We start from the raw sequence: 26,319 nt of genomic DNA, 5'->3' as shown, positions 1-26,319 counted from the left end.
GCGACGCAGGCGTGCCCTCTCCTTGCTGGCCGTTGCATCGCCACATATAGATACAGGCACTTGACCGCCTAACAAGCCGAATAGGCAAACTTTTAAAAGTATATTGCGATGAAAAAAATTCTAGTAAGCGGCGGTGCCGGTTTCCTTGGCTCACACTTGTGCGAGGAGTTGATCAAGACTGGTAATGATGTGTTATGTGTCGATAATTTCTTTACCGGCAGCAAGCGCAACATCGCGCATTTGATGAGCAATCCGTATTTCGAAGTGATGCGCCACGACGTCACATTTCCTTTGTATGTAGAAGTTGACCAGATCTACAATTTGGCATGCCCAGCCTCGCCCGTGCACTATCAGTTCGATCCGGTGCAAACGACGAAGACCAGCGTACATGGCGCCATCAATATGCTGGGACTGGCAAAGCGTCTGCAAGCACGCATCCTGCAGGCATCAACGTCAGAAGTGTATGGCGACCCGGAAGTCCATCCGCAAACGGAAGAGTACTGGGGCCGGGTAAACCCAGTGGGCATCCGTAGTTGCTACGACGAAGGCAAGCGCTGTGCTGAAACGTTGTTCTTTGATTACTGGCGTCAGCATGCTTTGTTGATCAAAGTAGTGCGTATCTTCAATACCTATGGCCCACGCATGCATCCGAACGATGGTCGTGTTGTCAGCAATTTCATTGTGCAGGCTATTCGCGGCGAAGACATCACCATCTATGGTGAGGGTCAGCAAACTCGCAGCTTCTGCTATGTCGATGATTTGATCAATGTAATGGTTCGCATGATGAATTCGCCAGAAGACTTCACAGGTCCTGTGAATATTGGCAATCCTTGTGAATACACGATGCTGGAATTGGCAGAAATGGTCCTGAAGCTTACGGGGTCGACCAGTAAGCTCGTCTTCAAGCCCTTGCCATCAGACGATCCGAAGCAGCGCCAGCCAAACATTGCGTTGGCGAAGGAGAAGTTGGGTTGGGAGCCGAAGGTCAACCTGGAAGATGGTTTGACGCGCACTATCGAGTATTTTAAGAACGAATTAAGTCTATAAACTGGAATTTCAGAGGGTGGCGTTATTGCCAGCCTTTCTGGCGACTTTGATAATTTTTCTGATGCATGGCTTTAGGAGCATAAATGGCGGTAGCAAAATTGATGCAATTGGCTGGTTCATTCAAGAAAAATCCAGGATATGTTGCAATGCGCAGTATTGCTCGTTTCAAACTGGTACGCCTTGCGGTGAAGGCCGGACGGCATTTTGCGCACAAAAATGCTTGTATTAAATACAAGCAACAGTTGCGTGCTGCTCTGCCCAATAGTGTTTTTGCCGATCGTGATCCGGACGCCTTTGTCGCAGAGTTGCGGCGTGATGGTGTGGCTTTTGGCCTGGCCTTGCCACCGTCCTTGCTATCGGAAATTTGCGCATATACCGATCAAGCCGCATGCTATGCAGATCGAGAACCTGAAAAAGGTTTTATGGCACGGCAGCGGCTTGATGCCGAAGCGCATCTCGGCAAGCCGGTGTTGGTGGCGCAATACCTAAATACTGAAAAAGATTGTCCAGCGATAGAACAGTTACGCAATGATCCTTTCCTGTTGTTAGTTGCTACCGAGTATTTGGGGAGCATTCCTACGCATGTTGGGACAAATTGCTGGTGGACCTTCCCTGTTGATGCTTCTGCCGAGGATAGGATGCGTCACGCGCATGTATTTCATAGCGACTTGGATGATTTCAGTTTCTTCAAGTTCTTTTTCTATCTGAGCGACGTTGAAAATGATGGGGCGCATGTGTGCGTACCGGGATCCCATACGCGTCCACCACGTTTGCGGCTTCGCGATTACTTCCGTGTTCGACGCTGGCGTGACCAGGAAATTGCACAATTCTATGGCGAAGAGAATATCCTAAGCATTAATGGCAAGGCTGGTACAGGTTTTGCCGAAGATACGTATTGTATGCATAAAGGTAGCACTCCCATGCATCAGCCACGATTGCTGCTGCAGATGCAATTTGCCTTGTTCGATTATGGCGTTCAGCACGATAATGTCGCGTCGAACAGGCTGAAACAGATTGCGGATGTGAATTGTTGAATATAGCTGCTCGCATCAGATCAATGACGGCGCGTGCTATTGCGCATCTGAAATATACACCAATACTTGGTTTTGCAGCTATGCTTGGCTTGGTGCGTATCGGTATTTATGCAAAATTACTCGACGTCGCCGAGTTTGGATTGTTGTCCAAAGCATTGTTGATATCAGGCTTTTTCTGTGTGGCTGGTAGCTTTGGTTTCCAAATATTGGCGCAGCGCGATTTGCCGACCGTATTTGCGCATCATCGTTATCGCCTTGGCCTGGTGATATTGGGCAAGGCTGGCATCATTACTTTGGTGGCTGCATTGTTGCTGTGTTTTCTGCCGCTGTTACGGTTTGTTCCGCTGCAGGTCAGTGCATTAGTTTTTTTGATTGCAGTCCTACATGGTTGGGCTCTGCAGAGTTTCATGTTGCTGGCGTTGGACAGTCGTAGTCGGTTGGAAATGATCCCGTATTCCATGCATATCCTATCAAGAACAGTTTTCTCTTTGGTACTGGCTAGCGTTGTGGGATTACTGGGTGGCGGGGGTATCGGGATTTTGCTGGCCGAGTTACTGGTGACCGTAATCCTGGCGGGCGGAATTATGCAGAAGTTATTGTTCTCCGCGCATTTTTCATGGAGTGTTTTCCTACGTTTGTGTAAGAAGGGCTTTACGCGAAAAGAATGGTCTGTCGCGGGAATATTGTTGCTGGGAACGACATTGGCTTTCCTGAGCAGCAGTGCTGATCGGTGGATTGCCGCCGATGCGCTGAGTGCCAAACAATTCGGCTTGTATTCATTTTCGTGGATACCCTTGGTGGCCGCCATGTCGATACAGGGCTTGTTGAACGCAGGCTTGTTTCCACTTATCGCGCAGCGGCGGGTTGCTGGGTCGGATAGAAAAGCATTGCGTGTCACAGCCATGGTTTCAATTGGCTTGCTGTTGTTTTCATTTGCGGCAGCATTTTTTGCGAACTACCTGATAGCGTGGGTTATTCCGAAATGGTTTAGGCAATATACCGATGCATTGCCTTTGTTCCTGCCTTTACTGCTGGCAGCAGCCTTCAGGGTGTCGGATTTTTGGTCAAGTTACTTGATTATCGTGCATCGGCATATTAGTTTGTTGATAACGCAATCTTTTTTGATTTTGATGGCGTTCCTGTATTGCCGTTATGGTTTGCAGAGTGCTGATTGGATGAACGATCCGTATAATTTTACTCTGTTGGCATTATTTTTGGCTGTGGGAAATTATATTGTGAATGCTATTGTTGCATTTTTTGCAGGATATAAGGTTGGTTCGTGAAAAAATTAAAAAGAATTTTTGAGCTCTCACCATTTTGGCGTTGGTGGAGCTGTTTTTTTTGGGCGTGTCAGCGTGTCCGACTGCATCCCTCTGTCCTTATTGAAGGTAATGCCGCGCGTCTGCAGATTGGTCGTTCTACAAAAATTGGCGCTGCTACTGTGTTGGAAATAGGCTCTATGTCTCAAGTCGTGATCGGCTCGCATTGCTGGTTTTATCGCGATATTGAAATACGCAGCAATGGCGTGCTGTCAATCGGCAACAGAACCACGCTGCAAAAAGGGGTAACCTTGAACGGCAATGTCAGGATCGGTGCGAACTGCATACTGGCGCCGAATATCTTCATTTCTTCGGGCACGCATATTTTTGATCGCTGGCCAGGCTTGCCGATTCAATCGCAGGACCAGTTTTTTCTCAATGGTGTCGCTGCGCCTCCTGGCGCCAGGCCCGCTGGCGATTATGACCTTCCGGTGGCGGTTGGCGAAGACTGCTGGCTTGGTGTCAATACGACAATTCTACCCGGCGTGACGATAGGGCGCGGCTGCGTGGTGGGCGCCGGTTCGGTAGTGAGCAAGTCTGTGGCGCCATACAGTATCGTTGCCGGTGTGCCGGCCAAGCCGATAGGCAAGCGCCTGAAGTGGCTACCACCGGTCAGCTTAGATGCGACACAGCGTGACGCAATCCCCTATTTATATGAGGGGTTCGATTGCCAGTTGCAGGCGCCTATGTTGGTCGCGCGCATGGGCGAACGTAGCACAATTGCGCTATCGCCGGAAGTTGCAGCCTGCCTTACCATGAAAGTACAGGCTGCTGCTAGCGGGTGGTTACGTCTGGGCGAACATGAGCAACCGCTGGTCGATGGTGACAATTTACTGTCTTTCCCCATTACACAGGCGACAGGGCGGAGCTACGCCGGTGCAGCCCTGTATGAGTTTGTTCTTTCCGGCTTAGCCCTGAGCAATGGCTTGACATTATTGTCTTGCGAACTGTCGAATTGATATTTTATTGAAGCAGGATTTATGAGCTATAGCTTGCGTGTATTTGTGGGGATCTGGATATTATATTTTGTGATGGTATCGCTCGCACCAGCACATTCAAGGACGTCGGAAATGGGCCAAGTAGTATTTTTGGATGCCGGATTTGTAGTGCTGACGTCGTTGGTCGCGGTATTAACAAATTATTTTCTTGAAAGAAAACTGCGCGTGGATAGTGGATATTATCTAGAGCAGGTTCAAGGTGTTTCAGATAAGTTGATTCGCTTGACTTTGTTATTGGCATTGGTCGGTTTGCTGGCCTTGATGTTCGATAAAATCCAAGTGCAGCATATTGATTATGGTGGCTCGCTGGCGCGTGCTCGGGAAGAGTGGCGTGAATTGGGTGAGGGGCGCGAAGGTGTGTCATCGCCGTATAGCATGATTGGATATGCATTCTCAACCTGTTTTATCCTGACGCTGATCCCTCTCATACTGAATCCGAAGTTCCTGCGTCCGGTAAAGGTAGGCTCTGCCCTACTCGGATTGTTCTTCTTTTTAATGTTGAACTCGATTTTAATAGGTGGCAGATCGATTATTTTGTTGACGCTATGTTTTGCAATTGCGTTTTATGTTATCCGACTTGAGCGCGGTGGGCAGGCGTTTACCTTTTCAAAAAAAACAAAAATAGGATTGATAATATTGGCTGGAGTCGCCATTATATATATTTTCTATGTATTTATGGCACGTGCCAGTGCTACTCATGATGGTGTTTCTGGGGCCGAATATCTGCAGGCGATGCAGGAGTATATGAGATTGAAGACTTCAGCCTGGCCGGCGCTTCTGGAGAGAGAATTTCCCACTTTCGGTTCTCTGGTCGCATTTGGCATGTTGACTGTTACTTATTTATGTCATAGCGCTTTCATATTTGCCGAATATCTGCAGCATCAGACTGATTATGCGAGTGATTCTTTTATTCTATTCAATCATATGCGTGACATTTTCGCAAAATTAGGCCTGATCGGGCCACAAAGCAACGATTGGTTTCTGGCTGGACGTTTTCCATCTTTGCCCGGGGCATTATTTCATGATGGTGGATATATTTTATTGTTTTTGGGAGCTTTGGTATTGGGGGGGGTAGTTGGTGTGGCGAATTTTTTTACCAAGGCAAAGCAAATGTCGTTCGTCCGCATAGGTTTCGTATCTTCCGTCTATACGATTCTTTTCTTGTCGCCATTGCTTTTTGCCGGAGATATCATGAGCTTCCCCTTTATCGTGTTCGAATTTATTATGTTTGGCGTATTTTTTTCCAAATTTAGAATTACAAAATAAAGTAGGTGTAAAAATGCGTTTAGGTTTAGTTTCCCTGTATTCGTTTCGGCCTCATGTCGAACATTTGTACTATGTTTCGACACTGCTGAAGGAGGCAGGTCACGAAGTATTCTTTCTGACGTGTGACGGTGCGCTTGATAATTGCTATGGTCGGGCTCTGAAGGGAACGTCCAAGCTGGCGGAGTGCCCGACTTGCATGGCGGGCGGTATCCGTTCGTTCCCGGTTTCGCAAATCATCTCGGTACGTGCCAAACATCGCGTGGATTTGTCCGAAGACGAGCGTAATTTATTGGCTTCATCGAGCGCATGTACCTTGCTGCGTACCGAAACTGAAGCCGATACGCATTTGCCGGACTATCTGGCGTTAAGAGAAACATTCTACAAGCCTGTTGAAACGATGTTTGGCAATGCCGCTGAATGGATCAAAACCAATCAACTGGAAGGTGTGATTTGTTTCAATGGCAGGATGGATGGCACACGCGCCATTACTTATGCTTGCGAACAGCTGGCCATTCCTTACCTGACAATGGAACGGTCGTGGTTTAGTGATGGATTGCAATTCATCCCACAAGCTAATTGTCTGTCCTTGAAAGACGTTGACCGTCTGAATATCCAGTATCGCGATGTGCCGCTGACCGCGCGCCAGGCTGGGGTGGCTGCCCAGTTAATCGCCTCGCGCTTTGTGCGTACGAATCTGAAGGAGTGGCGTGCTTACAACCTGAATGCCACTCAGGCTGATTGGCCGACCGATGTCGTTGCCGGTCCCAAAGTGTTGATACTGCCAAGTAGCCGTAATGAGTTCCAGGGGCATCCTGAACAGGAAAGTGGTTGGGATAGCTATGTGGAAGGCTTCGAAATGGTGCTGGCATCGCTGGGGATTCCAGCGGCGAATGTGGTGTTGCGTTGCCATCCCAATTGGAGTGAAAAGATTGGCATCGCCGACGGCGCCAGTTCCGAACGCTATTACGCTGACTGGGCAAAAGGACAAGGCATACGCTGCATCGGCGCGCGTGAAACAGCCAGCACTTTTGACTTGATCCAGCAATGTGACATTTTGCTGGTCAATGGCAGCAGCGCTGCGTTTGAGGCTGGTGCCTGTGGCAAGAAGATTATCTGCCTGGGCCATTCCACGTATCAGGAAGCGGGTATCGCCCTGCATCTGGACAAGCGTAGCGAATTGTACAAGCTGCAGGCATTGGAACAGCATATACCACTCGATGTGGTTCGCCGCACTCTGCGCTACGGCTATACGATGGCGCGCCGCTTTGCTCAGTTCACGGATTATGTCGAAGCGCTGACGCCATCACGCTTCCGTTATTTTTCGGGCGCCGACGCCGGCAGGATCGTGCGCGCCCTGTGTTCCGGGATGCTCGACGCCGATGATCCGGAAATTGCCGCCGACGACCGTAGCGAAATGGAGGTGGTTGCCAAGATGCTGGACAAGAAATGGGATCAGCTGGCTGTATTCGATGAGGAAAGGCCTGTACGCCCGGAACTCGACATTGGCCGCCGTATTGGTTTGCGCTGGCTGGACCGCGCGCGTGAAAAGTTACCTACAGGGGATTCGTGGCATGGAAAGTAATAAATTAGTATCGATCATCACACCGGCTTATAACGCGGCCAGGTTTGTGGAGGAGACGATACGTTCGGCGCAAAGCCAGTCTTACCCGCACTGGGAAATGTTGATCGTTGATGATTGCTCGAAAGATGATACTTGCGCGGTCATAGAGCGCATGGCTGCCGATGATGCACGGATTCGCCTGATTCGTCATGAAACTAACGGTGGCGCAGCGGTGGCGCGCGAAACGGCCTTGAAGGCTGCCAGCGGCCGCTACATTGCGTTTCTCGACAGCGACGATGTGTGGTTGCCGGAAAAGCTCACGCGTCAGCTGGCTTTCATGGAAAGCACGGCTGCCCCCTTGTCCTATACCAGTTTTCGGCGTATTTCCGAGAATGGGGATAGCAGTGGCGAACCGATTACCATTCCCATCAGCCTCACGTATCGGCAGTTGCTAGGCAATACGGCAATTGCCACCTCCACAGCTATCATCGATCGCAAGAAGACAGGCCCATTTTCCATCACGCGCACATATTATGATGATTTTGCCCTGTGGCTGACCGTACTCAAGCGCGGGCTGGTAGCGCATGGCTTGCGCGAAGACTTGATGCGTTATCGGGTGGTCAATCAATCCCTTTCCCGTAACAAAAGCAAATCGGCCATGAAAGTATGGCGCGCCTATCGTGATCTGGAAAAATTGGGCGTTTTGGCTTCATCGTGGTATTTCGTGAACTATGCCTGGAACGCGTCCAGAAAATACCGCAATTTATAGACGATCATTCACTCTTACCAGCCTGAGCTGGCATCGTAGTTTTTTTCAGGTAATTACATTGTGCAAAATAGTCAAGATAAATCCAGACATATCGCTGTGACCGGTGCAAATGGTTTTATCGGTAGGCAGTTATGCCTACATTTGAGCGATCAGCAGCATCAGGTGCGGGCGATCGCGCGTACGCAGGGGCAGCAGCCGGTCAAGATAACGCAAGTTATCCAGGATCTGGCTGCGCTAGCGCCGGACAGCCGGCTGTTCGAGGGCTGCGACGTTGTCGTTCACCTTGCCGGTCGTGCCCATGTCTTGCACGAGGAGGTGGCCGATCCGTTGGTGGAGTTTCGCAAGGTAAATGTGGAGCTGACGCGGCACTTGATCGCGGACGCGGCGCGTTGTGGCGTCAAACGCTTCGTCTTTGTCAGCTCGATCGGTGTGAATGGCAATGCCAGTGCTGCCCACCCATTCACGGAAAAGGATGCGGCAGCTCCGCATGACTTGTATGCGATCAGCAAGTACGAGGCGGAGCAAATGATACGGGAGCTGATTCCTGCGTGCGAGATGCAGTTTGTCATTGTGCGCCCGACGCTGGTTTTTGGCCCTGATGCACCAGGAAATTTTTCCTTGTTGCTCAAGCTTGCAGCCAAATCCCTACCATTGCCATTTGGTAGAATACTTTCGCGGCGCAGTCTGTTGAGCATCTGGAATCTGGTGGATTTCTTGCGTGTGTGCGCCACGCATCCCGCCGCGGCAGGAGAAACATTTCTTGTGTCAGATGAGCAAGATTTGATGCTGGGAGACATTTTCCGGCATATAGCTACAGGCATGGGCAAAAAACAGCACATATTGCCCATCCCTGCGGCAGTGCTGCACGCTATGGCGACGCTATGCGGGAAGCAGCAGATGTATGCGAAGTTGACCGCGCAATTGCTGGTCGATACGAGTAAAGCCAGGTCCATTCTTGGCTGGCGCGCACCATACAAGAGTAGCGCGGCACTTGAACGCGCGGGACGGGAATACATATCAGGGAAGATGAATGAAACGAGTATTTGATTTGGTATTGGCGTTGATCGCGTCGTTATTGCTGCTTATTCCGATTAGCCTGGTCGCCCTGATGGTACGGCTGACGTCCGCGGGTCCCGTCGTTTACTGGTCTGATCGTGTCGGGCGGCATAACAAGATTTTCAAGATGCCAAAATTTCGCACTATGCGTGTCGATACCCCTGCTGTTGCGACACATTTGCTGCCGGATCCCAAGCAATTTCTGACTCCGGTGGGCTCCTTTTTGCGTAAGTCCAGCCTCGACGAATTGCCGCAACTGTGGAGTATCTTGAAGGGCAACATGAGCTTTGTCGGCCCACGTCCTGCCTTGTTCAACCAGCACGATCTGATCGAACTGCGCAGCCGCCACGGTGTCGATGGCATCTTGCCTGGCTTGACCGGATGGGCGCAAATAAATGGGCGCGATGAGTTGCCTATTGTAGATAAAGTCAAACTGGATGCTGAGTATTTGCAGCGCCGTTCGCTGGCACTGGATCTGCGCATTCTGTTCCTGACTTTCCTGAAGGTGGTGCGCCGCGATGGAGTAAGTCATTGATGAATATCTCGTCCGGTCTGTCAGAGATTGTGTCTGGCAGTTGCGTATTGATTATGCTGCAGTCCAGGTGTTGCCTGGTCTTGTCACCAGTAGCGGCAGAGAAAGGAACCTTTGAATGAAGCCGAGATTTAACTTTTCGCGTTTTCACAAACAGATTGTGGCGGCGTTTGCTGATCTGTTTTTCTTGCCACTGACTTTTTGTATTGCGATTGCCATGCGTTTCGATGAATTGGCCTATGCGCAGTTTTATTCTTACATTTGGCTGATCCTGGCGGCACCTCTCGTTTCACTGCCTATTTTTATCAAACTGGGGCTGTACCGTGCGGTGATACGTTTTATCGATTACAAAATAGTCTATGTGGTTCTGCTCGGTGTGAGTTTGTCTGTGGCCGTATTGCTGGCCATGGCGGTGTTTTTGAATGGCATGAATGGTTTGTCGCGCGGCGTCTTCGGGATCTTCTGGGTGTGCGCCATCATGTATGTGGCGGCCAGCCGTTTTCTGGCGCGCGGGTACTTTTTGTACACCAACCGGCGTACGGATGGCATTCGCGTGGTCGTTTATGGCGCCGGCGCTTCCGGCAATCAGTTGGCGCAGGCCCTGAACCATGCTGGCGAGTACAAGGTAGTCGCCCTGATCGATGACAAGAAAGAATTGCATGGAGTTAATATCGGGGGCATACGGGTATATGCCCCTGAAGCTTTGCCAGATTTAGTGGTAAGCAAGAATATTGGCAAGGTGTTGCTTGCCATGCCGTCCCTGAGCAAGGCGCAGCAACGCCGTATTCTGGAAAAATTGGAGCCGCTGAAAATCAAGACGCTGGTGACTTCACCAATCAAGAGCTTGATACGGGCCAGTACGCAGATGCAGGATTTGCGCGAGATCGAAATCGAAGATTTGCTGGGGCGCGATGCGGTGGAGCCGGACCAGGACTTGATGGCCATGTGTATTTCTGGCAAGACGGTGATGGTAACAGGTGCGGGGGGGTCGATCGGTTCGGAATTGTGCCGGCAGATATTGCGTCAACGGCCAGCTTGTCTGATTCTGTATGAAATGTCGGAATTTGCCTTGTATTCCATCGAACAGGAATTGCAAGGCTTGAAAAAAGTGTTACGGGTTGAAGTGGAGTTGCTGCCGTTTCTTGGGTCGGTGCTGGAAACCGCCAAGTGCGAAAGAATTCTGCGCACTTTCCGTGTTGAGACTTTGTACCACGCCGCGGCGTATAAGCATGTGCCTCTGGTGGAACATAATCCAATCGAAGGCATACGTAACAATGCATTGGGCACATTGAGCATGGCGCGTGCCGCGATCGATGCCCAAGTGAAGCGCTTCGTCCTCATTTCGACAGACAAGGCCGTTCGTCCAACCAATGTCATGGGTTCCACCAAGCGACTGGCAGAGCTTATTTTGCAGGCATTTGCCCGCAAACAGGACAAGACGCGGTTTTGTATGGTCCGTTTTGGCAATGTACTGGGATCGTCAGGGTCAGTTGTGCCCTTGTTCCGCAAACAGATTATGGCGGGCGGGCCGATTACGATTACGCATCCGGAAATCACGCGTTACTTCATGACGATTCCCGAGGCTGCACAACTGGTACTGCAGGCGGGGGCCATGGGGCAAGGAGGGGACGTGTTTGTTCTCGATATGGGGGCCCCCGTCAAGATCGTCGACCTTGCAAAGCGCATGGTGCATTTGAGTGGTTTGGAAGTGAAAAGTGAACAGGCCCCCGAGGGAACAATTGAAATTCATCATGTAGGCTTGCGTCCGGGCGAAAAGCTGTATGAGGAGTTGTTGATCGGAGACAATGTTGAAGGCACCGATCATCCTTTGATCATGCGTGCGCGCGAGGTTGAGATCCCATGGGCGAAGCTGGAAGGCATGCTTAGCGAATTGACGAGAGCATGCGATCAATTTGACCATGACGCCGTACGAGCGCTGTTGTTGAAAATCGTTACCGAATATGAACCGCAGTGCGGCATCGAGGACTGGGTTTGGAATGCCCAGCGAACTGCTCAGTCCAACAGCCCGCTCGTGGTGATGGCGCGCCAGGCCACTGCAGGCTGATGGCAGACAATCGTTTTATTTTTGATGTACTTACTACTTAAAGAAGAATCATGGACAAACTGGTAGAAACGAAACAGGCGCCGGAGCAGCAAAATGCGCCTGAATATTCCTTGACGGAGATACTAATCGCGTTATGGAAAGGTCGTAAATTGATTGCAGGTGGCACAGTGGTCATGATGATATTGTGCGTATTGTTTACCTTGTATACAGCGACGTATAAAAGCGAGGGCTTCTATCAGTTTGGCGGCGCGATACCGGTACCAAAGGAACAGAGTAATAATGAAACTCCAGGTATCGCGTTGGGCGACTATAAACGCTATGCTGCGGCATTAAGCAGTAGCGGTCGCTTTGACGACTATATGCAACAAGTCAAGCTGAACAATGATCCTAATGTGCAAGAGTTGCGTCGTACTCTGATCGGGCGCGACCACTTTTCCAAATTGCTGGAGCCGATTTATCCGATGACCAAGCTCGATGCCAAGGAGTTGATGGATACGGCCAAGGATATTAGTAACAATGTCATCGGCTTGCGTATCAGTTACCAAGCGACGACGCCTCAAGATGCGCAACGTATGGTTGCCCTGTTGGGCCGCTATGCGATGGATAGCGTGACTTATTTGGTGTATTCGGACTTCTTGCGTTCCAAGCACCTGGATTTGACGAGCAAGATCACTAAACTTGATAATGAGATTATCAGTAACAAAGTGAAGCTGGAAAGTTTTTCCCGTAAAGGCGATACCTTGAGAAAAATTGTTTCACGCTATCCTGATGCTGTGGTGCAGGGAAGCCGTCAGGTGGTCAGCGTGACTGAGGATAGTGCGCGCTATCTGTCGCCATCGACGCAATTGATGTCAACCGAGGTCGATGCCTTGATGGCAAACGAAGCAATTCTTAAGGCGCTACGTGAACAAAAGCAAATTTTCATATTGCGCGAGTACTATGATGGCGCCAAGTCTGTGTTAGACAACAATAAGTCTGGCGAAGCGGTCTTGCGCTCGCTCGAATCGGTCAAGGAAAACGTCTTCAAGAAGAAGGACTTGAATGATGAATCAGTCAAGGAGGTCTTCAATGCGATTACTGTCGAAAATCAGAAAGCCACGGCCGTTTATCTGGAAAAGAGCCGCTTTATTGCGGGACCGACCTTGCCAGAAAACCGCACCAGTCGTTTGTCGAATAGCGTGCTGGCGGGTTTTTTGGCCGGCCTGGCGTTCTTCTCGTTGCTGGTATTCGGCCGCAGCTGGTGGCGGGCAAACCGTTTGACGATGGCTGACTAACTGCCGTCACAATGACCGCCACGCGCAGCAATGTGCTGGCGCAATTGCAAATGCCCATCCTGGCAGGCCATGGCCAGGATGGGCATTTTAGTCTACTGTAGGCGCGGCGAGCCGGTACTTATTTTTCGTCACTGTTGTAGCAATGCGGGCATGACACCTCATACACATATTCCGGCGCCAGTTGCTGGCGCGGCGTGACGACGGCGCGGCAGACGAAACACTGCACCGTTTCCGTCGGTTCCAGTTTTGGGTTCAGCGCCGTGCGGTAGTCGAAAACGAAACAGTCGCCCGTGTAGTGCTCGCCGCCCACTTCCTCGAAATATTTCAAGATACCGCCGTCGAGCTGGTACACGCTGTCGTAGCCGATTTCCTTCATGTGGATGGCGGCCTTTTCGCAGCGGATGCCGCCGGTGCAGAAGGTGACGACGGTCTTGCCTTCCAGCTCATCCTTGTGCGCGGCGGCGACGGCCGGGAATTCCGTGAACTTGTCGATACGGTAATCGAGCGTGTTGTTGAACGTGCCGACGTCCACTTCAAAGGCGTTGCGCGTTTCCATCATGACCACCGGTTTGCCGGCGTCGTCGACGCCGGCGTCGAGCCAGCGCTTGAGCGTGTGCGCGTCGACGGATGGCGCGCGGCCCAGTTCCGGCTTGATCAGCGGCATGCGCATGGTGATGATTTCTTTTTTCAGCTTGACCAGCATGCGCTTGTGCGATTGCTCGTTCGACAAGCTTTCTTTCCACTCCAGATCGGCCAAACGCTGGTCGCTGCGCACCCAGGCGAGGAAGGTGTCAATATGTTCGCGTGTGCCCGACAGGAACATATTGATGCCTTCCGGCGTCAGCAGGATCGTGCCTTTCAGTTCCAGCGCCAGACATTGCTCCTGATACAAGGGGCGCATGTCTTCGGTATCGGCCAGCGTAATGAATTTATACGCGGCAATATTGACAAAGGTGGCGGCGAGGGTGGAAGCCAGCGGGCTGGCGGCGGCGGAAACGGCGGGTGTTGCTGGGGTGATGGCTTGCATGATGGCGATCGGCTTAGACTGAACAGCCGATATTATAAGCCCGACAGGCCAGCCAGGATACCCGGTGCGTACCCGTGACGCGGTAGAATAGACCCCATTGAATTTTGCACGAAACGGTACACAGGATGGAAATGGTAATGCAAGAGGCCGGCGCTCCGGCAGGTTCACAGCAAGCGATGCAGCCCGGTCCTGCCTTCGTCCACTTGCGCGTGCACTCGGAGTACTCGATCGTCGATGGCTTGGTGCGCATCGACGACGTGGTCAAGGCGGCGGCCAAGGACAAGCAGGTGGCGCTGGCCGTCACCGACTTGTCGAACCTGTTTGGCATGGTCAAGTTTTACAAGGAAGCACGCGGCAAGGGCATCAAGCCCATCGTCGGTGTCGATGTGTGGATCACGAATGACGATAACCGCGAAAAGCCGTCGCGTTTGCTGTTGCTGGCGAAGAACCGCATGGGTTATCTGCAACTGTGCGAACTGTTGTCGATGGCTTGGCTGAGCAACCAGTACAAAGGACGCGCCGAGCTGCGCATCGAGTGGCTGCAGGCGCTGGCGACGAATACCTATGAGCTGTACCCGGATGACAGCGCAGCGAATGGCTTGATCGTGCTGTCCGGCGCCCATTTCGGCGATGTCGGTATCGCTATCGAGAATGGCAACTTGGCGCTGGCCGAACGCAATGCGCAGCGCTGGGCCGACATTTTCCCTGGCCATTTTTATGTCGAGATCCAGCGCGGCGGCCAGGCCAACCAGGAAGCGCAAGTACGCCATGCGGTGGCCCTGGCGGCCAAGCTGGGTTTGCCTGTTGTTGCCACGCATCCCGTGCAATTCATTTCCCCTGAAGAATTTGTTGCCCACGAAGCGCGCACCTGTATCGCCGAAGGCGAAATGCTGGCCAACGCCAAGCGCGTGAAACGTTTTAATGACAGCCAGCGCTTCCTGTCGCAGGCGGACATGGCGCAGTTGTTTGCCGACTTGCCGGCCGCGCTGGCCAATTCGGTGGAAATCGCCAAGCGCTGTAATCTGACCCTGACTCTGGGCAAGCCGCAACTGCCGAACTTCCCCACGCCGCCCGGCATGACGATCGACCAGTTCCTCGTCGCCGAATCGCAGGCTGGCCTGGAAAAGCGCTTGATCCAGCTGTATCCGGACCCGCAGCGGCGCGAACAGGAGCGTGCGCGCTACGAATCGCGGCTCAAGTTCGAGACCGATACGATTTGCAACATGAAGTTTCCCGGCTACTTCCTCATCGTCGCCGAGTTTATCCAGTGGGCCAAGGAAAACGGCGTGCCAGTCGGCCCGGGCCGCGGTTCGGGTGCCGGTTCGCTGGTCGCCTATTCGCTGCTGATTACCGATCTCGATCCATTGCAATACAACCTGCTGTTCGAGCGTTTCCTTAATCCTGAACGCGTCTCGATGCCCGACTTCGATATCGACTTTTGCCAGGAAGGGCGTGACCGCGTCATCCAGCACGTCAAGGATTTGTATGGCAAGGAGGCCGTCTCGCAGATCGCCACCTTCGGTACCATGGCGGCCAAGGGTGCGATCCGCGACGTGGGTCGCGTGATGGACTTCGGCTACAACTTCTGCGACGGCATTTCCAAGCTGATCCCGTTCAAGCCGGGCAAACCCGTGTCGATCGCCGACGCCATCGAGGAAGAGCCGCTGCTCAAGGAGCGCCTGGAAAACGAGGAAGAGGTCAAGCAGTTGCTGGAGCTGGCGCAGCAAGTCGAAGGCATCACGCGCAATATCGGCATGCACGCCGGGGGCGTCTTGATTGCGCCCGGCAAACTGACCGATTTCTGCCCGCTGTACACGCAGGGTGGCGATTCGGGCGTCGTGTCGCAGTACGACAAGGATGACGTGGAAGCGGTCGGCTTGGTGAAGTTCGACTTTTTGGGCTTGACCACGCTGACCATTCTCGACCGCGCCGTGCGCTACATCAAGCAGCTCGATCCCGCGCAAGCCGATTTCGACCTGGCTACCTTGCCGCTGAACGATAAGCCGTCCTACGACTTGCTGACCAAGGCCAAGACCGTGGCCGTGTTCCAGCTTGAGTCGCGCGGCATGCAGGGCATGCTGAAAGACGCGCGGCCCGACCGTTTCGAAGACATTATCGCGCTGGTGGCGCTGTACCGTCCGGGCCCGATGGACTTGATTCCCGATTTTTGCAAGCGCAAGCACGGCGAACGCTTCGATTATCCCGATCCGCGTACGGAATCGATTCTGTCCGAAACCTACGGCATCATGGTGTATCAGGAGCAGGTGATGCAGATGGCGCAGATCGTCGGCGGTTACTCGCTGGGCGGCGCCGACATGCTGCGCCGCGCCATGGGTAAAAAGAAGGCTGAAGAGATGGCCGAGCACCGCGAGATTTTCCGTGCCGGGGCGGCGAAAGATGGCTTGACGGCGGAAAAGGCCGACGAGATCTTCGACTTGATGGAAAAATTCGCGGGCTACGGTTTCAACAAATCGCACGCCGCCGCCTACGCCCTGCTGTCCTACCACACGGCGTATTTGAAAGCGCACCACACGGCCGCCTTCATGGCCGCCAACTTGTCGCTGGCCATGGACGACACGGACAAGATCAAGATTCTGGTGGAAGACTCGCTGGAAATTTGCAAGCTGACCTTGTTGCCGCCCGATATCAACGAATCGGACTACCGCTTCACGCCGAGCGGCGAAGCGCCGTCGGTGAGTGGCAAAAAAGTCACGCAGATCCGCTATGGCCTCGGTGCCGTGAAGGGGTCCGGGCAGAATGCCATCGAAGCCATCATCGCCGCGCGCACGGCCGGTGGCCCCTTCACCAGCCTGTTCGATTTCTGCATGCGTGTCGATAAGAAGCAAATCAACCGCCGCACCATCGAGTCCCTGATACGCAGCGGTGCCTTCGACTGCCTGAAGGTCGACCGCGCCATCTTGCTCGCATCCGTGGCATTCGCCATGGAGTGCGCCGACCAGGCCGCCAAGGCGGCGAACCAGGTGAGCCTGTTTGGTGGCGACGACAGCGACATGGTGGCGCCGCCCGACTATGTCAAGGTTCCCGTGTGGAGCGATAAGCAGCGCCTGACGGAAGAAAAGATCGCCCTGGGCTTCTACCTTTCTGGACATCTGTTCGATTCGTATGCGCCCGAGGCGCGCCGTTTTGCGCGCACGAAACTGTCCGAATTGTCACCGTCGCGCGAACCGCGCATGATGGCCGGCATCATCACTGGCTTGCGCACGCAGATGACGCAGCGCGGCAAGATTCTTATCGTCACGCTCGACGACAAGAGCGGCACGGTGGAAGTGACCGTGTATGGCGAATTGTTCGATGCCAACCGGAAAATCTTCAAGGAAGATGAATTCCTCGCCGTCGTCGGCAAGGTGTCGGAAGACCGTTTTTCGGGCGGCTTGCGCATTACGGCCGAGAGCGCCTTTGATATCATCGCCGCGCGCGTGCAGTATGGCCGTCAGCTGGGCCTGGTGTTGCCGGCCACCCTGGATGCCAAGCGTATCCGCGACGTGATCCTGCCGCACCGGGCCGAGACGGGCTTGCCTATCGCGGCGCGGGTCAGCCCGCAAGGCATCAGTTGCGTGCTGCAGTTTGGGGATGAGTGGAAAGTGGCGCCATCGGATGAGTTGCAGATGGCGCTCGAGCAGATGCTCGGTGCGCAAGAGGTGGCGGTCGAATACTGACCGGCACTGCCCGGCGCCTACAACAAAGCCAAACCGCAGATATGCTGGTTTGGCTTTTTTCGTTTACATATCTTTCAAGCCCGTGATCGCATAGCCCTTGGCGGCGATTTGCTGGTGCGGCTGTTCGATGTGGTAGTCGGGCAAGGCCTGGGCCTCGTCGGCCACTTCGCTGGCGCGCACTTCGAGTTGCCAGTCGGTATTGGTCACTTCTTCAGGAATTATCTTTCCTTCCGGTACGGCGAGGTAGGAAAAAATGCCGTCGTGCTCGGCCCGGCGGTAGATGTCTACGCGCATGAATGCCTCCTTGTAAGCGTTGGGGAAACCGGCGCACCGTAATGCATACCGATAGCGTGAGCGTAACAGGATTGTGCCGGCCACGGATTGTAGCGTGTGCAGCAAGAGGCAAGGCGAGGCGGCTAGTGACTCACAGCAACGATGCGCGTGTTCGGCCGCTTTTTCCGTGCGCCGCAGCAGGCGCAGGCGGGCAGTGGCCAGGGCTTGTCCATCGTCGCTTCTGGTCGTGCGCCAGCACGGCGGCACGAGTCAACTGCACCGCGCCAGCGGCGGCCAGGGACTGCTGGTGGAAATAAGCCTGCCGCTGGCACCGCCAGGCTAAGCCGGCGGCGGTTTGACTTGCCCTGATGCATAGGCGATACTGCTTTCCTGCACCGGCCCGCTACCGTGTGTCGCGCTGCAGCGCCACCGTTTTTCACTAGATACCGAGCCCCTCCCTCCATGAATTTCTTTGCCCGCCGTTCGCAATCGCCTCAAGCCATTCTTGCCGTCTTGCCGTTCACCCTGTTCTTTCCACTCGGCTTCATGTACACCGGCGTGGTGGCTTTCATCATCGCCTACCTGCTGGCCGGGGACTTTGCCAGTCGCTGGCGGCACATCAAGGAAAGCCCCTTGCGCTGGCCGGTACTGGCGTTGAGCGTCGTCTCCGTGTGCGCCGGCATCTTCCTCGAACGCCCGCCCAGCGAATTCTGGACTGATATCGTGCATTATCAGATTTTTGTCTTCTTATTGTTCTTTTCCAGCATCGGTCCCGGTGCGTGGCAGCGCCGCGCTATGAATACCTTTTTTACCGGCGCCACGGTGGCCGCTACCCTGTTTTATCTCAATTATCTGGGTCTGCTGCCGCACTGGAATTTTTTCCGCAGTTATGTGACTTATGCTGGCAACAAGTCGATCCTGCTGGGAGTGTTGCTCGGTCTTGCTTCCGCCTGGATGCTGTACCAGTTGAGCGAGCAGCCGGCGCGCCCCGTCAACTGGCCACGCCTGCTGCAATTCCTGTATGTGGCCGCAGCCGGGCTATTGCTGGGCAAGACGCGCACCGGCAGCCTGATCTTTGTCATGCTGTGCATGCTCATCGGTTCGCGCCACCTTCATCTGTCATGGCGCAATGTGCTGGGCGTGCTGACAGTGGGCGTGCTGCTGGCCCTGCTGTTGGCGCAAGCGTCTGGACTGCGCCAGCGCGTCGACGGCACGTTGGCAGATCTCAACGCCTTTTCCGAAGGCAAGGCGACCAGCGAACAGGGCATCCGCCTGGCGATGTATGGCGTCACCTTGCGCATCATCGCCGAGAAGCCGCTGCAGGGGCACGGTGTCGGCACCTGGCTGCAAGAATACCGCGCCAGGACAGTGGGCGACCCGATCAGCATTCAATTGACGCCGCACAATGACTATATGCTGTATATGTCCGAAATCGGGCTGTTCGGCCTGCTGGCATTGCTGTGGGTACTGGTGGGGCTGCTCGTGCATGCCTGGCGCACGGGGGGCGAGCATGGCATGTCGCTGGGGATGCTGACGCTGTCGCTGATGCTCGGTGCCATGTTCAACGCGATGATACGTGATGGCGTCTTCGGCATGGCCTTCATGATCTTGCTGGCCATTCCGCTGGCGGGCGCCTTGCCGGCGCGGGCGGGGCAGCAGCCCCGCGTACCGGACTGATACGGTAATGCGCGCCGTCCCCATGTGCGGGCGGCGCGGTCCTGCTTTCCTGCTTTACATCAACTGGCTTACTTGCCGCTGGCCGGCACGCGCGTAGCCACGCCGCTGGCGATGGCCGCTTGCGACACGGCAGGCGCGACCCAGCTGCGCAGGCGCTCGTCGAACGGCGACGGTATCAGTTGCAAAGGCGTCAGCGCGCTGCTGGTGTGGCCTGGCAACGGTTCTTTTGCCAGGGCGGCGATGGCGCGCACGCAGGCCAGCTTCATCTCTTCGTTGATGGTGGTGGCACCCACGTCGAGCGCGCCACGGAAGATGTAGGGGAAGCACAGCACGTTGTTGATCTGGTTCGGGTAGTCCGAGCGGCCCGTGGCCACGATGGCGTCGTCGCGCACGGCATGCACTTTTTCCGGGGCGATTTCCGGATGTGGGTTGGCCAGGGCGAAGATCAAAGGCTTGGCAGCCATCGATTCGACCATCTGCGCGCTGACCACGCCGCCCTTCGAGACACCGATGAAGATGTCGGCGCCGACCATGGCAGCGGCCAGGTCGCGGTCGCTCGTGTCATTCGCGTAGCGCGCCTTGTTCTCTTCCATGTTGGCATCGCGGCCCGGGTAGATGACGCCCTGGCTGTCGCACACTTTCAGCAGCGACTTGTTCAGCCCCAGCGAGACGAGCAAGTCGAGACAGGCGATCGAGGCTGCACCGGCGCCCGAGACGGCCACTTTGACGTTGCCGATATCCTTGCCCACCAGTTCCAAACCGTTCAGGATGCCGGCCGCGACGATGATGGCCGTGCCGTGCTGGTCGTCGTGGAAGACGGGGATGTTCATGCGCTTGCGCAATTGCTGCTCGATGTAGAAGCAGTCCGGTGCCTTGATGTCTTCCAGGTTGATGCCGCCGAAGGTTGGCTCCATGCGCACCACGGTGTCGATGAACAGGTCGGGATCGTTCTCGGCCAGTTCAATGTCGAACACGTCGACGTCGCCAAACTGCTTGAACAGGCAAGCTTTTCCTTCCATCACCGGCTTGCTGGCCAGCGGGCCGATATCGCCCAGTCCCAGCACGGCGGTGCCATTCGTGATCACGGCCACCAGATTGCTGCGCGAGGTGTAGATGCCGGCCGTGCGCGGATCTTCCACGATGGCTTCGCAGGCGAAGGCCACGCCTGGCGAATACGCCAGGGTCAGGGCGCGTGCGTCGCCCAGTGGTTTGGTTGGCGTAACGGAAATCTTGCCTGCGCGGGGTTCAGCGTGATAGGCGAGGGCGGCTTCTTTCAGGTTGAAATTTTCGCCGTGTTGGTCGGCGTGCTGGCTGTGGGAAGTAGACATAAGAATGATGGGAGGGGCATACAGTGCCCGAGTGGTGAATCCAGACCATGTTATGCAAGCGTTTGCACGCTGTCAAGGCTCGATTGGTGGGAAGTCGATCAAAACCGCTTTGAGAAATGGCTTTATTCCAATGCAAGCGTTTGCTCGGTTTTTGACGGAAAGAGGAATTTTTACGATAAAATCAAGGTATTGCGATCCGAAAAGCCCATGACAAACAAGAACCCCACCTTAAGCGACGTAGCACGGGCCAGCGATGTGCACTTTTCCACTGTCTCGCGCGTGATGAACCCGGCAACGCGGCACATGGTCAGCGCCGAGGTGGCCGCGCGCGTGCTGGCCGAAGCGGGCAGGCTCGGCTACCGCCCGAATCGCGCTGCCTCTACGCTCGTCACGCGCAAGTCGCGCATCATCGGCGTGGTCTTGCCCGACATTACCAACGCCGTATTTCCGCCGATACTGTTGGGTATTGAGGAAGGCTTGCGCAAGCATGGCTATCTGGCCATCGTCGCCAATGTGGGCGCCGACGAGGAAGAGCAGCTGTTCGTCATCAACCGTCTGCTGGGGCAGCAAGTCGATGGCCTGATACTGGCTACGGCGCGCCGCCACGATCCAGTCATCAAGATGTGCATCGACCAGAATGTGCCTGTCGTCACCGTCAACCGCAGTGACGAGACGGGCATCGCATCGTGCGTCGTCAGCGACGACGCGGTCGGCATGCGCCTGGCCGTCGAGCACTTGCTGGCGCTGGGCCACCGCCATATCGCGCACATCGCCGGCCCGGAAAACCTGTCCACGGGCCACGTGCGCCGTCTCGGTTTCCTGGCCGCCATCGAGGCCAGCGAACTCGATCCCTCGCAAGCGTTCGTGTTTGAAAGCAGCGGCTATTCGCGCGAATGCGGCAAGGCAGCCTTGCTGGCGCTGCTGCGCGAATCGCCGCAGACGACGGCCGTGGTGACCGGCAGCGACCTGGTAGCCATCGGCTGCTACGATGCCATCCGCGAACTGGGCTTGAACTGCCCGCAAGATATTTCCGTCGTGGGCCACAACGACATGCCCTATATGGATATGATCCGTCCACCCCTGACCACCATCCGCATTCGCCACCATGGCATCGGCACGGAAGCGGCGCGGCTGATCCTGCAAACCATCGATGCGCCCGATTGCGCGGTGCTCGACGTGCGCTTGAAGCCCGAACTGGTGGTGCGCGAATCGACGGCCGCCCCCAGGCACTGATGCAAAGCTAGTGGTCGCGCCGCTGCAAGGTGGTACACTGGCGGCCCTCAACGTATTTTGCCCTCCATCGCCATGACCAAAACCACCACGCCTTCCCCGAAACGCCGCGAAGAGGGCGTCGCCAAGCTGACCGTCAATCCTTTTCTTGACGCCGAGTTTTACGCGCGCATGCGCGATTACACGGAGCGCGATGCGGCCATCATCAAGGAATTGAAAGCGATCGCCGAGATCCGCGCCGGCAACAAGCAGCCCGATCCCCGCCTGGCGCCGTCGTTGCAAGCCCTGCGCGATACCGTCAAAAAAGGCTTGAGCTTCGGCGACATGCTCGATCGCATGGCCGCCGGCAAGGAAAAAGGCTTGTGGGAACCGTGGATGACGACCTTCGGCATCGAGATCCGCGCCGTCAACTACGGCGCCGGCCCGCGCAACGCCTGCCTGGTGCTCGATCTGGCCGCAAATGCCCCTGCGCACGCGATGTTCGCCAAGGCGGGCATCCAGAACTGGCGCAGCCTGGCCGCCGACGACTGCTCCGTCGTGCGTTCGGAAAAAGCCACCGAAACGTCGCCACTGAAAGTGTACGCCGTGTTTTACCTCGATCCATTGCCAGCCTGATCCGCCAACAGCACCACCGCCAGCACGATCAGCATCACGCCCGACAGCCGTTCCAGCAGCGGCAGCGCGCGCGCAAAGCGCTGCCGCAGGGCGCTGCTGCCGATGGCCAGCGCCACCGCCATATCCCACGCCAGCACGGCAACGACCATCCACGCGCCATACGCCACCATCGCAACGGGATTCGTCTGCCTGGCGGCCAGCACGGTGGCCAGGCTGACGTAGAACAGCGCATTCTTCGGGTTCAGGATGGCGGAGACAAACCCCATCGCTACACCGCCGCGCCAGCGCGCCTTGCCGGTGGCAGGCTTGGCATCCAGGCGGCTCTTGCCCGCATGGCGCAAGAACAGGCAGCCCAGGTACAGCAGATAGGCGCATCCGGCCAGCCGCACTACCAGAAATGCCGTACTGCCCGCCTTGAGCACCGATAGTCCCGCAAACGCCGCCGCGATAAACACCGCATTGGCCAGCGTAATGCCCACGCACGTGCCGGCTGCGCCGCGCCAGCCGTGGGCCAGCGAGGTGCGTGCGATCAGGAAAAAATCGGGACCGGGCGATAGCAGGGAAAGAAAGTGGGCGGCGGCGATGAAGAGGAAATCGTGCATGGAGTTTGGCTCCGGCAATGGCGATGCGCGAGTATGCAGGGGCTGACGGCAGCCTGTATTGAAGAAAATTGCGGGCGCCTTAGCTGCCCTGGCCGCGATAGCGCCCCGGCGTGATGCCCGCATGCGCCTTGAAGACGCGCTGCATATGGCTCTGGTCGGCAAAGCCCAGCTCATGCGCCAGTTGCGCCAGCGCCGTCCCTGCCTGCAAGCGACTGCGCGCGCGGTTGACGTGCATATTTAGCTGGTAGGCATGCGGCGTCATGCCCGTGGCGGCGCGAAAAGCGCGTATCAATTGATACGGGCTCAGGCCCGCCGCTTGCGCCAGCTGCCGCAGGCTGGCCGAAGGCCGCGCCTGCAGCGTTTCGAACACGGGCGCCAGTTGCAGCGGCAGCGGCTTGCGTCCCGAGGGCAGCAGGTCTGCACGGGTATCGGCGCAAGCGCCCAGGAACGCCAGCAGCGCCGCATCCTTCTCTGCCACGCCGGCGCTTGAAAACAGCAGCGCATTCATGGCGCAAAACTGTGCGTACAGCCGTGGGCAGTGCAACACCGTCGCCGTGTCGCCATCGAGCGCCGGCGCGTGTGCCTGCAGCCACCGCGCATCGAGATGCAGCATCTGGTAGCTCCAGAAGGCGCCAGGCAGGGGGTTGCAGGCGTGCACGCAGCCGGCCGGCACCAGCACCAGGCTGCCATTGCCGAGGGCGACCTTGCCGTCTTTGCTGCCCGTAAAGATGCTGCCGCCAGCGTCGACGGCGCCAATCGAAAACGTGGGATGGCTGTGCGGCTTGTAGCACGCCTGGCTGTGGCAGGCGCGCCGGCTCTCCATGTGGGGCAGAGCCGGGTCACGCCAGAAGGCGGTGCTGCCGTTGTGTGCGGACATAGGCGTCAAGCAGCAGGCGCGGGCGGGCGCAAATACAGCATTTGATGCTGCAGGTCGAACAGCACCGGCATTTGCTGGAAGAAATCCGTGCCTAATATGCCATCTGCCTTGAGTTCATCTGGCAATGCCATCAACAGGGACGAGATACTCTTGCCACCCGGCAGCGACAGTGTGATCGTGCGGCAGGGGCGTCCGGGACCCAGCTTGAACGCGCATTGTTCCACGCGCGAAGCTGCTTCAGCTGCCGAACTCTTGATGATAGAGACGGAGGCAGCCGTATCGAGTACCAGGCGATAGGTTTTCTTGCCGTCGGCCAGATGCAGTAGCAGTCCTTCATCGATGCTCTTGCGCTGCCGGCCCGTGCAGGCCAGCCCCGGCAGCGATTCTGCGACCTCCGGCGTCAGGTGCAGGCTGGTGCTTGCACCCGTGTCGAGCACGAAGGGCAGCGTCTTGCCATTCAGGTCCAGTTGCACCACAGGCGTGCCGTTGGCGAGGCTGACGGGGAGCGCAGCGGCCAGGGCCGTCGATGCATACAGCAGTAACAGGCACAGGGCGGCGTTTGTTTTCATGCTCAGCGTGCGCAGTGGGCTACATCAGGATGACGTCGTACTGCTCCTGGTGGTAGGCATTTTCCACCTGCAGCGAAATTTTCTTGCCGATGAAATCACCGAGCATGGCCAGGTGCTGCGATTCTTCTTCGAGGAACAGATCGACGACTTCCTGCGAGGCGAGGATGCGGAACTCGCGCGGGTTGAATTGTTTCGCTTCGCGCAGCAGTTCGCGCAAGATTTCATAACAGATGGTGCGCGAGGTCTTGACTTGTCCCTTGCCGGCGCAGGCCGGGCACGGTTCGCACAGGATGTGGGCCAGCGACTCGCGCGTGCGCTTGCGCGTCATTTCCACCAGACCCAGCGGCGAGAAATTGCTCACCGACACCTTCGTGCGGTCGCGCGACAAGGTGCGTTTCAATTCGGCCAGCACGGCGTTGCGGTGCTCGGCGTTGTCCATGTCGATGAAGTCGAGGATGATGATGCCGCCCAGGTTGCGCAGGCGCAGCTGGCGCGCGATGGCGTGCGCCGCTTCCAGGTTGGTCTTGAAGATCGTGTCGGCAAAATTGCGCCCGCCGACAAAGCCGCCCGTGTTGACGTCGATGGTGGTCATCGCTTCCGTCTGGTCGACGATCAGGTAGCCGCCCGATTTCAGATCGACGCGGCGGCCCAGTGCGCGCAGGATTTCCTCTTCCACGCCGTACAGGTCAAACAGCGGGCGTTCGCCCGTGTAGTGCTGCAGACGTGTCAGTTCGCTGGGCGTGTAGATTTCCGCAAATTCGCGCAATTTCACATAGTTTTCGCGCGAATCGACCTGGATGGTGGCCGTTTCATCGCCGACGAAGTCGCGCAGCACGCGCTGTGCCAGGCTCAAGTCCTGGTGCAGCAAGCTGGTGGCCGGGCGCGTGCGCGCGCCGTGCGTGATGGTGCTCCAGGTCTTGCGCAGGTAATCGACGTCCGCCTTCAGGTCCGCGTCCGAGGCATCCTCGGCCATGGTGCGCACGATGTAGCCACCCTTTTCATCGGGCGGCAGCAGGCTTTGCAGGCGCACGCGCAACTGTTCGCGTTCCGCTTCCTTCTCGATTTTCTGCGAGATGCCGATATGCTTGTCTTGCGGCAGGTACACCAACATGCGCCCGGCGATGGAAATTTGCGTCGACAGGCGTGCCCCCTTGGTGCCGATCGGATCCTTGATCACCTGCACCGTCAGCACCTGGCCGTCGAAGAGGATTTTTTCAATCGGCGCGGGAGTGGTGTTCTGGCCATCGTGGCCACGCGCTTCCCAGATGTCGGCCACGTGCAAAAAGGCAGCGCGCTCCAGGCCGATGTCGATGAAGGCCGATTGCATGCCCGGCAATACCCGCACGACTTTGCCGGAATAGACATTCCCGGCCAGGCCGCGCGTGAGCGTGCGCTCGATGTGCAATTCCTGCACGGCGCCTTGCAAGATGAGGGCGACGCGGGTTTCTTGCGGCGTGATATTGATCAGGATGTCTTCGTTCATGGAGGCGGGGTAGTGGAGGCAACGAATGACATCATACCCG

21 protein-coding genes and 1 pseudogene are annotated in these 26,319 nt (G+C 56.0%); 15 read left to right on the top strand and 7 right to left on the bottom strand.

What is annotated here, in order from left to right; translation table 11 throughout:
• Positions 1-108: 108 nt before the first annotated feature.
• The 11 genes from ACQ4V8_RS20145 to ACQ4V8_RS20095 all read left to right on the top strand — a co-directional run bounded on the left by ACQ4V8_RS20145 (position 109) and on the right by ACQ4V8_RS20095 (position 12,921).
• Positions 109-1,047 carry a UDP-glucuronic acid decarboxylase family protein gene (locus ACQ4V8_RS20145; RefSeq protein WP_010401111.1) on the top strand — a complete coding sequence of 313 codons (939 nt, stop codon included), beginning with the start codon at positions 109-111 and terminating at the stop codon, positions 1,045-1,047.
• An 83-nt stretch (positions 1,048-1,130) separates the two neighbouring features.
• Positions 1,131-2,081 (top strand): phytanoyl-CoA dioxygenase family protein, encoded by a 951-nt coding sequence (locus tag ACQ4V8_RS20140; protein WP_050855962.1) that lies wholly within the window; start codon positions 1,131-1,133, stop codon positions 2,079-2,081.
• Positions 2,082-2,104: 23 nt separating this feature from the next.
• Positions 2,105-3,364 carry a hypothetical protein gene (locus ACQ4V8_RS20135; protein WP_436572080.1) on the top strand — a complete coding sequence of 420 codons (1,260 nt, stop codon included), beginning with the start codon at positions 2,105-2,107 and terminating at the stop codon, positions 3,362-3,364.
• Entirely contained in the window at positions 3,361-4,359 is a 999-nt protein-coding gene (locus ACQ4V8_RS20130) for an acyltransferase (protein WP_436572079.1), read from the top strand. The genes ACQ4V8_RS20135 and ACQ4V8_RS20130 overlap by 4 nt, the downstream gene beginning before the upstream one ends.
• Positions 4,360-4,380: 21 nt before the next feature.
• On the top strand, positions 4,381-5,664 hold the full coding sequence (locus ACQ4V8_RS20125) for an O-antigen polysaccharide polymerase Wzy (RefSeq protein ID WP_010401104.1): 1,284 nt from the start codon (positions 4,381-4,383) through the stop codon (positions 5,662-5,664).
• A gap of 13 nt (positions 5,665-5,677) precedes the next feature.
• On the top strand, positions 5,678-7,246 hold the full coding sequence (locus ACQ4V8_RS20120; protein WP_436572078.1) for a hypothetical protein: 1,569 nt from the start codon (positions 5,678-5,680) through the stop codon (positions 7,244-7,246).
• Positions 7,236-7,994, top strand: coding sequence for a glycosyltransferase family 2 protein (locus ACQ4V8_RS20115; protein WP_010401101.1), 759 nt, complete (start codon positions 7,236-7,238; stop codon positions 7,992-7,994). Before ACQ4V8_RS20120 ends, ACQ4V8_RS20115 begins: the two co-directional genes overlap by 11 nt.
• 60 nt (positions 7,995-8,054) lie before the next feature.
• Entirely contained in the window at positions 8,055-9,041 is a 987-nt protein-coding gene (locus ACQ4V8_RS20110) for an NAD-dependent epimerase/dehydratase family protein (protein ID WP_436572077.1), read from the top strand.
• Entirely contained in the window at positions 9,025-9,585 is a 561-nt protein-coding gene (locus tag ACQ4V8_RS20105; RefSeq protein WP_029496636.1) for a sugar transferase, read from the top strand. Before ACQ4V8_RS20110 ends, ACQ4V8_RS20105 begins: the two co-directional genes overlap by 17 nt.
• Before the next feature lie 115 nt (positions 9,586-9,700).
• Positions 9,701-11,647, top strand: a complete 1,947-nt coding sequence (locus ACQ4V8_RS20100; protein ID WP_010401096.1) for a polysaccharide biosynthesis protein — start codon at positions 9,701-9,703, stop codon at positions 11,645-11,647.
• A 50-nt stretch (positions 11,648-11,697) separates the two neighbouring features.
• A complete protein-coding gene (locus ACQ4V8_RS20095; protein WP_010401095.1) occupies positions 11,698-12,921 on the top strand; it encodes a GumC domain-containing protein in 1,224 nt (407 codons plus the stop codon).
• 118 nt (positions 12,922-13,039) lie between these two features.
• Here the strand turns inward: ACQ4V8_RS20095 and ACQ4V8_RS20090 are convergent, their stop codons facing one another.
• Complete coding sequence (locus tag ACQ4V8_RS20090; RefSeq protein ID WP_436572076.1) at positions 13,040-13,948, bottom strand: sulfurtransferase; 909 nt, start codon at positions 13,946-13,948, stop codon at positions 13,040-13,042.
• Between the two features lie 137 nt (positions 13,949-14,085).
• On the opposite strand from ACQ4V8_RS20090, the gene dnaE reads away from it, so the two are divergent.
• A complete protein-coding gene (gene dnaE, locus ACQ4V8_RS20085; RefSeq protein WP_010401090.1) occupies positions 14,086-17,625 on the top strand; it encodes a DNA polymerase III subunit alpha in 3,540 nt (1,179 codons plus the stop codon).
• Between the two features lie 63 nt (positions 17,626-17,688).
• Here dnaE and ACQ4V8_RS20080 read toward each other — a convergent pair whose 3' ends face one another.
• Positions 17,689-17,919: a DUF6139 family protein gene (locus tag ACQ4V8_RS20080; RefSeq protein WP_010401087.1), complete on the bottom strand. Its 231-nt coding sequence runs from the start codon at positions 17,917-17,919 to the stop codon at positions 17,689-17,691.
• Positions 17,920-18,360: 441 nt separating this feature from the next.
• Here ACQ4V8_RS20080 and ACQ4V8_RS20075 point away from each other — a divergent pair, with 441 nt between their 5' ends.
• A complete protein-coding gene (locus ACQ4V8_RS20075; RefSeq protein WP_010401085.1) occupies positions 18,361-19,575 on the top strand; it encodes an O-antigen ligase family protein in 1,215 nt (404 codons plus the stop codon).
• Between the two features lie 89 nt (positions 19,576-19,664).
• Here the strand turns inward: ACQ4V8_RS20075 and ACQ4V8_RS20070 are convergent.
• Positions 19,665-20,903 (bottom strand): annotated as a pseudogene (locus ACQ4V8_RS20070) (malic enzyme-like NAD(P)-binding protein); the annotation flags it as partial.
• A gap of 207 nt (positions 20,904-21,110) precedes the next feature.
• Between ACQ4V8_RS20070 and ACQ4V8_RS20065 the strand changes: the two are divergent.
• Positions 21,111-22,136, top strand: coding sequence for a LacI family DNA-binding transcriptional regulator (locus ACQ4V8_RS20065; protein WP_043462670.1), 1,026 nt, complete (start codon positions 21,111-21,113; stop codon positions 22,134-22,136).
• A gap of 72 nt (positions 22,137-22,208) precedes the next feature.
• Positions 22,209-22,748, top strand: coding sequence for a hypothetical protein (locus ACQ4V8_RS20060; protein WP_280721077.1), 540 nt, complete (start codon positions 22,209-22,211; stop codon positions 22,746-22,748).
• On the opposite strand, the gene ACQ4V8_RS20055 is transcribed toward ACQ4V8_RS20060, so the two are convergent.
• The 4 genes from ACQ4V8_RS20055 to rng form a co-directional block, all read right to left on the bottom strand.
• Positions 22,724-23,350 carry a LysE family translocator gene (locus ACQ4V8_RS20055; protein ID WP_436572075.1) on the bottom strand — a complete coding sequence of 209 codons (627 nt, stop codon included), beginning with the start codon at positions 23,348-23,350 and terminating at the stop codon, positions 22,724-22,726. The genes ACQ4V8_RS20060 and ACQ4V8_RS20055 overlap by 25 nt on opposite strands.
• Before the next feature lie 79 nt (positions 23,351-23,429).
• Positions 23,430-24,227, bottom strand: a complete 798-nt coding sequence (locus tag ACQ4V8_RS20050; RefSeq protein WP_070346316.1) for an AraC family transcriptional regulator — start codon at positions 24,225-24,227, stop codon at positions 23,430-23,432.
• Between the two features lie 5 nt (positions 24,228-24,232).
• The gene (locus ACQ4V8_RS20045) at positions 24,233-24,796 is read right to left on the bottom strand and encodes a retropepsin-like aspartic protease (protein WP_436572074.1); all 564 of its coding nucleotides are present in this window, start codon (positions 24,794-24,796) and stop codon (positions 24,233-24,235) included.
• A gap of 19 nt (positions 24,797-24,815) precedes the next feature.
• Positions 24,816-26,279 (bottom strand): ribonuclease G, encoded by a 1,464-nt coding sequence (gene rng / locus ACQ4V8_RS20040; RefSeq protein WP_010401074.1) that lies wholly within the window; start codon positions 26,277-26,279, stop codon positions 24,816-24,818.
• Positions 26,280-26,319: the final 40 nt, after the last annotated feature.

It is taken from the genome of Janthinobacterium paucivorans (assembly GCF_051380805.1).
Lineage (GTDB): Bacteria > Pseudomonadota > Gammaproteobacteria > Burkholderiales > Burkholderiaceae_D > Janthinobacterium > Janthinobacterium lividum_D.
The sequence above is the reverse complement of the archived record's forward strand: the minus strand, read 5'-3'. Positions and strand labels throughout refer to the sequence as shown.

Coding starts and splice junctions, on each gene's coding strand:
- ACQ4V8_RS20145 (WP_010401111.1), top strand. CDS start 109: ATGAAAAAAATTCTAGTAAGCGGCGGTGCCGGTTTCCTTGGCTCACAC.
- ACQ4V8_RS20100 (WP_010401096.1), top strand. CDS start 9,701: ATGAAGCCGAGATTTAACTTTTCGCGTTTTCACAAACAGATTGTGGCG.
- ACQ4V8_RS20115 (WP_010401101.1), top strand. CDS start 7,236: ATGGAAAGTAATAAATTAGTATCGATCATCACACCGGCTTATAACGCG.
- ACQ4V8_RS20065 (WP_043462670.1), top strand. CDS start 21,111: ATGACAAACAAGAACCCCACCTTAAGCGACGTAGCACGGGCCAGCGAT.
- ACQ4V8_RS20090 (WP_436572076.1), bottom strand. CDS start 13,948: ATGCAAGCCATCACCCCAGCAACACCCGCCGTTTCCGCCGCCGCCAGC.
- ACQ4V8_RS20120 (WP_436572078.1), top strand. CDS start 5,678: ATGCGTTTAGGTTTAGTTTCCCTGTATTCGTTTCGGCCTCATGTCGAA.
- ACQ4V8_RS20050 (WP_070346316.1), bottom strand. CDS start 24,227: ATGTCCGCACACAACGGCAGCACCGCCTTCTGGCGTGACCCGGCTCTG.
- ACQ4V8_RS20140 (WP_050855962.1), top strand. CDS start 1,131: ATGGCGGTAGCAAAATTGATGCAATTGGCTGGTTCATTCAAGAAAAAT.
- rng (WP_010401074.1), bottom strand. CDS start 26,279: ATGAACGAAGACATCCTGATCAATATCACGCCGCAAGAAACCCGCGTC.
- dnaE (WP_010401090.1), top strand. CDS start 14,086: ATGCAAGAGGCCGGCGCTCCGGCAGGTTCACAGCAAGCGATGCAGCCC.
- ACQ4V8_RS20105 (WP_029496636.1), top strand. CDS start 9,025: ATGAAACGAGTATTTGATTTGGTATTGGCGTTGATCGCGTCGTTATTG.
- ACQ4V8_RS20125 (WP_010401104.1), top strand. CDS start 4,381: ATGAGCTATAGCTTGCGTGTATTTGTGGGGATCTGGATATTATATTTT.
- ACQ4V8_RS20095 (WP_010401095.1), top strand. CDS start 11,698: ATGGACAAACTGGTAGAAACGAAACAGGCGCCGGAGCAGCAAAATGCG.
- ACQ4V8_RS20045 (WP_436572074.1), bottom strand. CDS start 24,796: ATGAAAACAAACGCCGCCCTGTGCCTGTTACTGCTGTATGCATCGACG.
- ACQ4V8_RS20075 (WP_010401085.1), top strand. CDS start 18,361: ATGAATTTCTTTGCCCGCCGTTCGCAATCGCCTCAAGCCATTCTTGCC.
- ACQ4V8_RS20055 (WP_436572075.1), bottom strand. CDS start 23,350: ATGCACGATTTCCTCTTCATCGCCGCCGCCCACTTTCTTTCCCTGCTA.
- ACQ4V8_RS20135 (WP_436572080.1), top strand. CDS start 2,105: ATGACGGCGCGTGCTATTGCGCATCTGAAATATACACCAATACTTGGT.
- ACQ4V8_RS20060 (WP_280721077.1), top strand. CDS start 22,209: ATGACCAAAACCACCACGCCTTCCCCGAAACGCCGCGAAGAGGGCGTC.
- ACQ4V8_RS20080 (WP_010401087.1), bottom strand. CDS start 17,919: ATGCGCGTAGACATCTACCGCCGGGCCGAGCACGACGGCATTTTTTCC.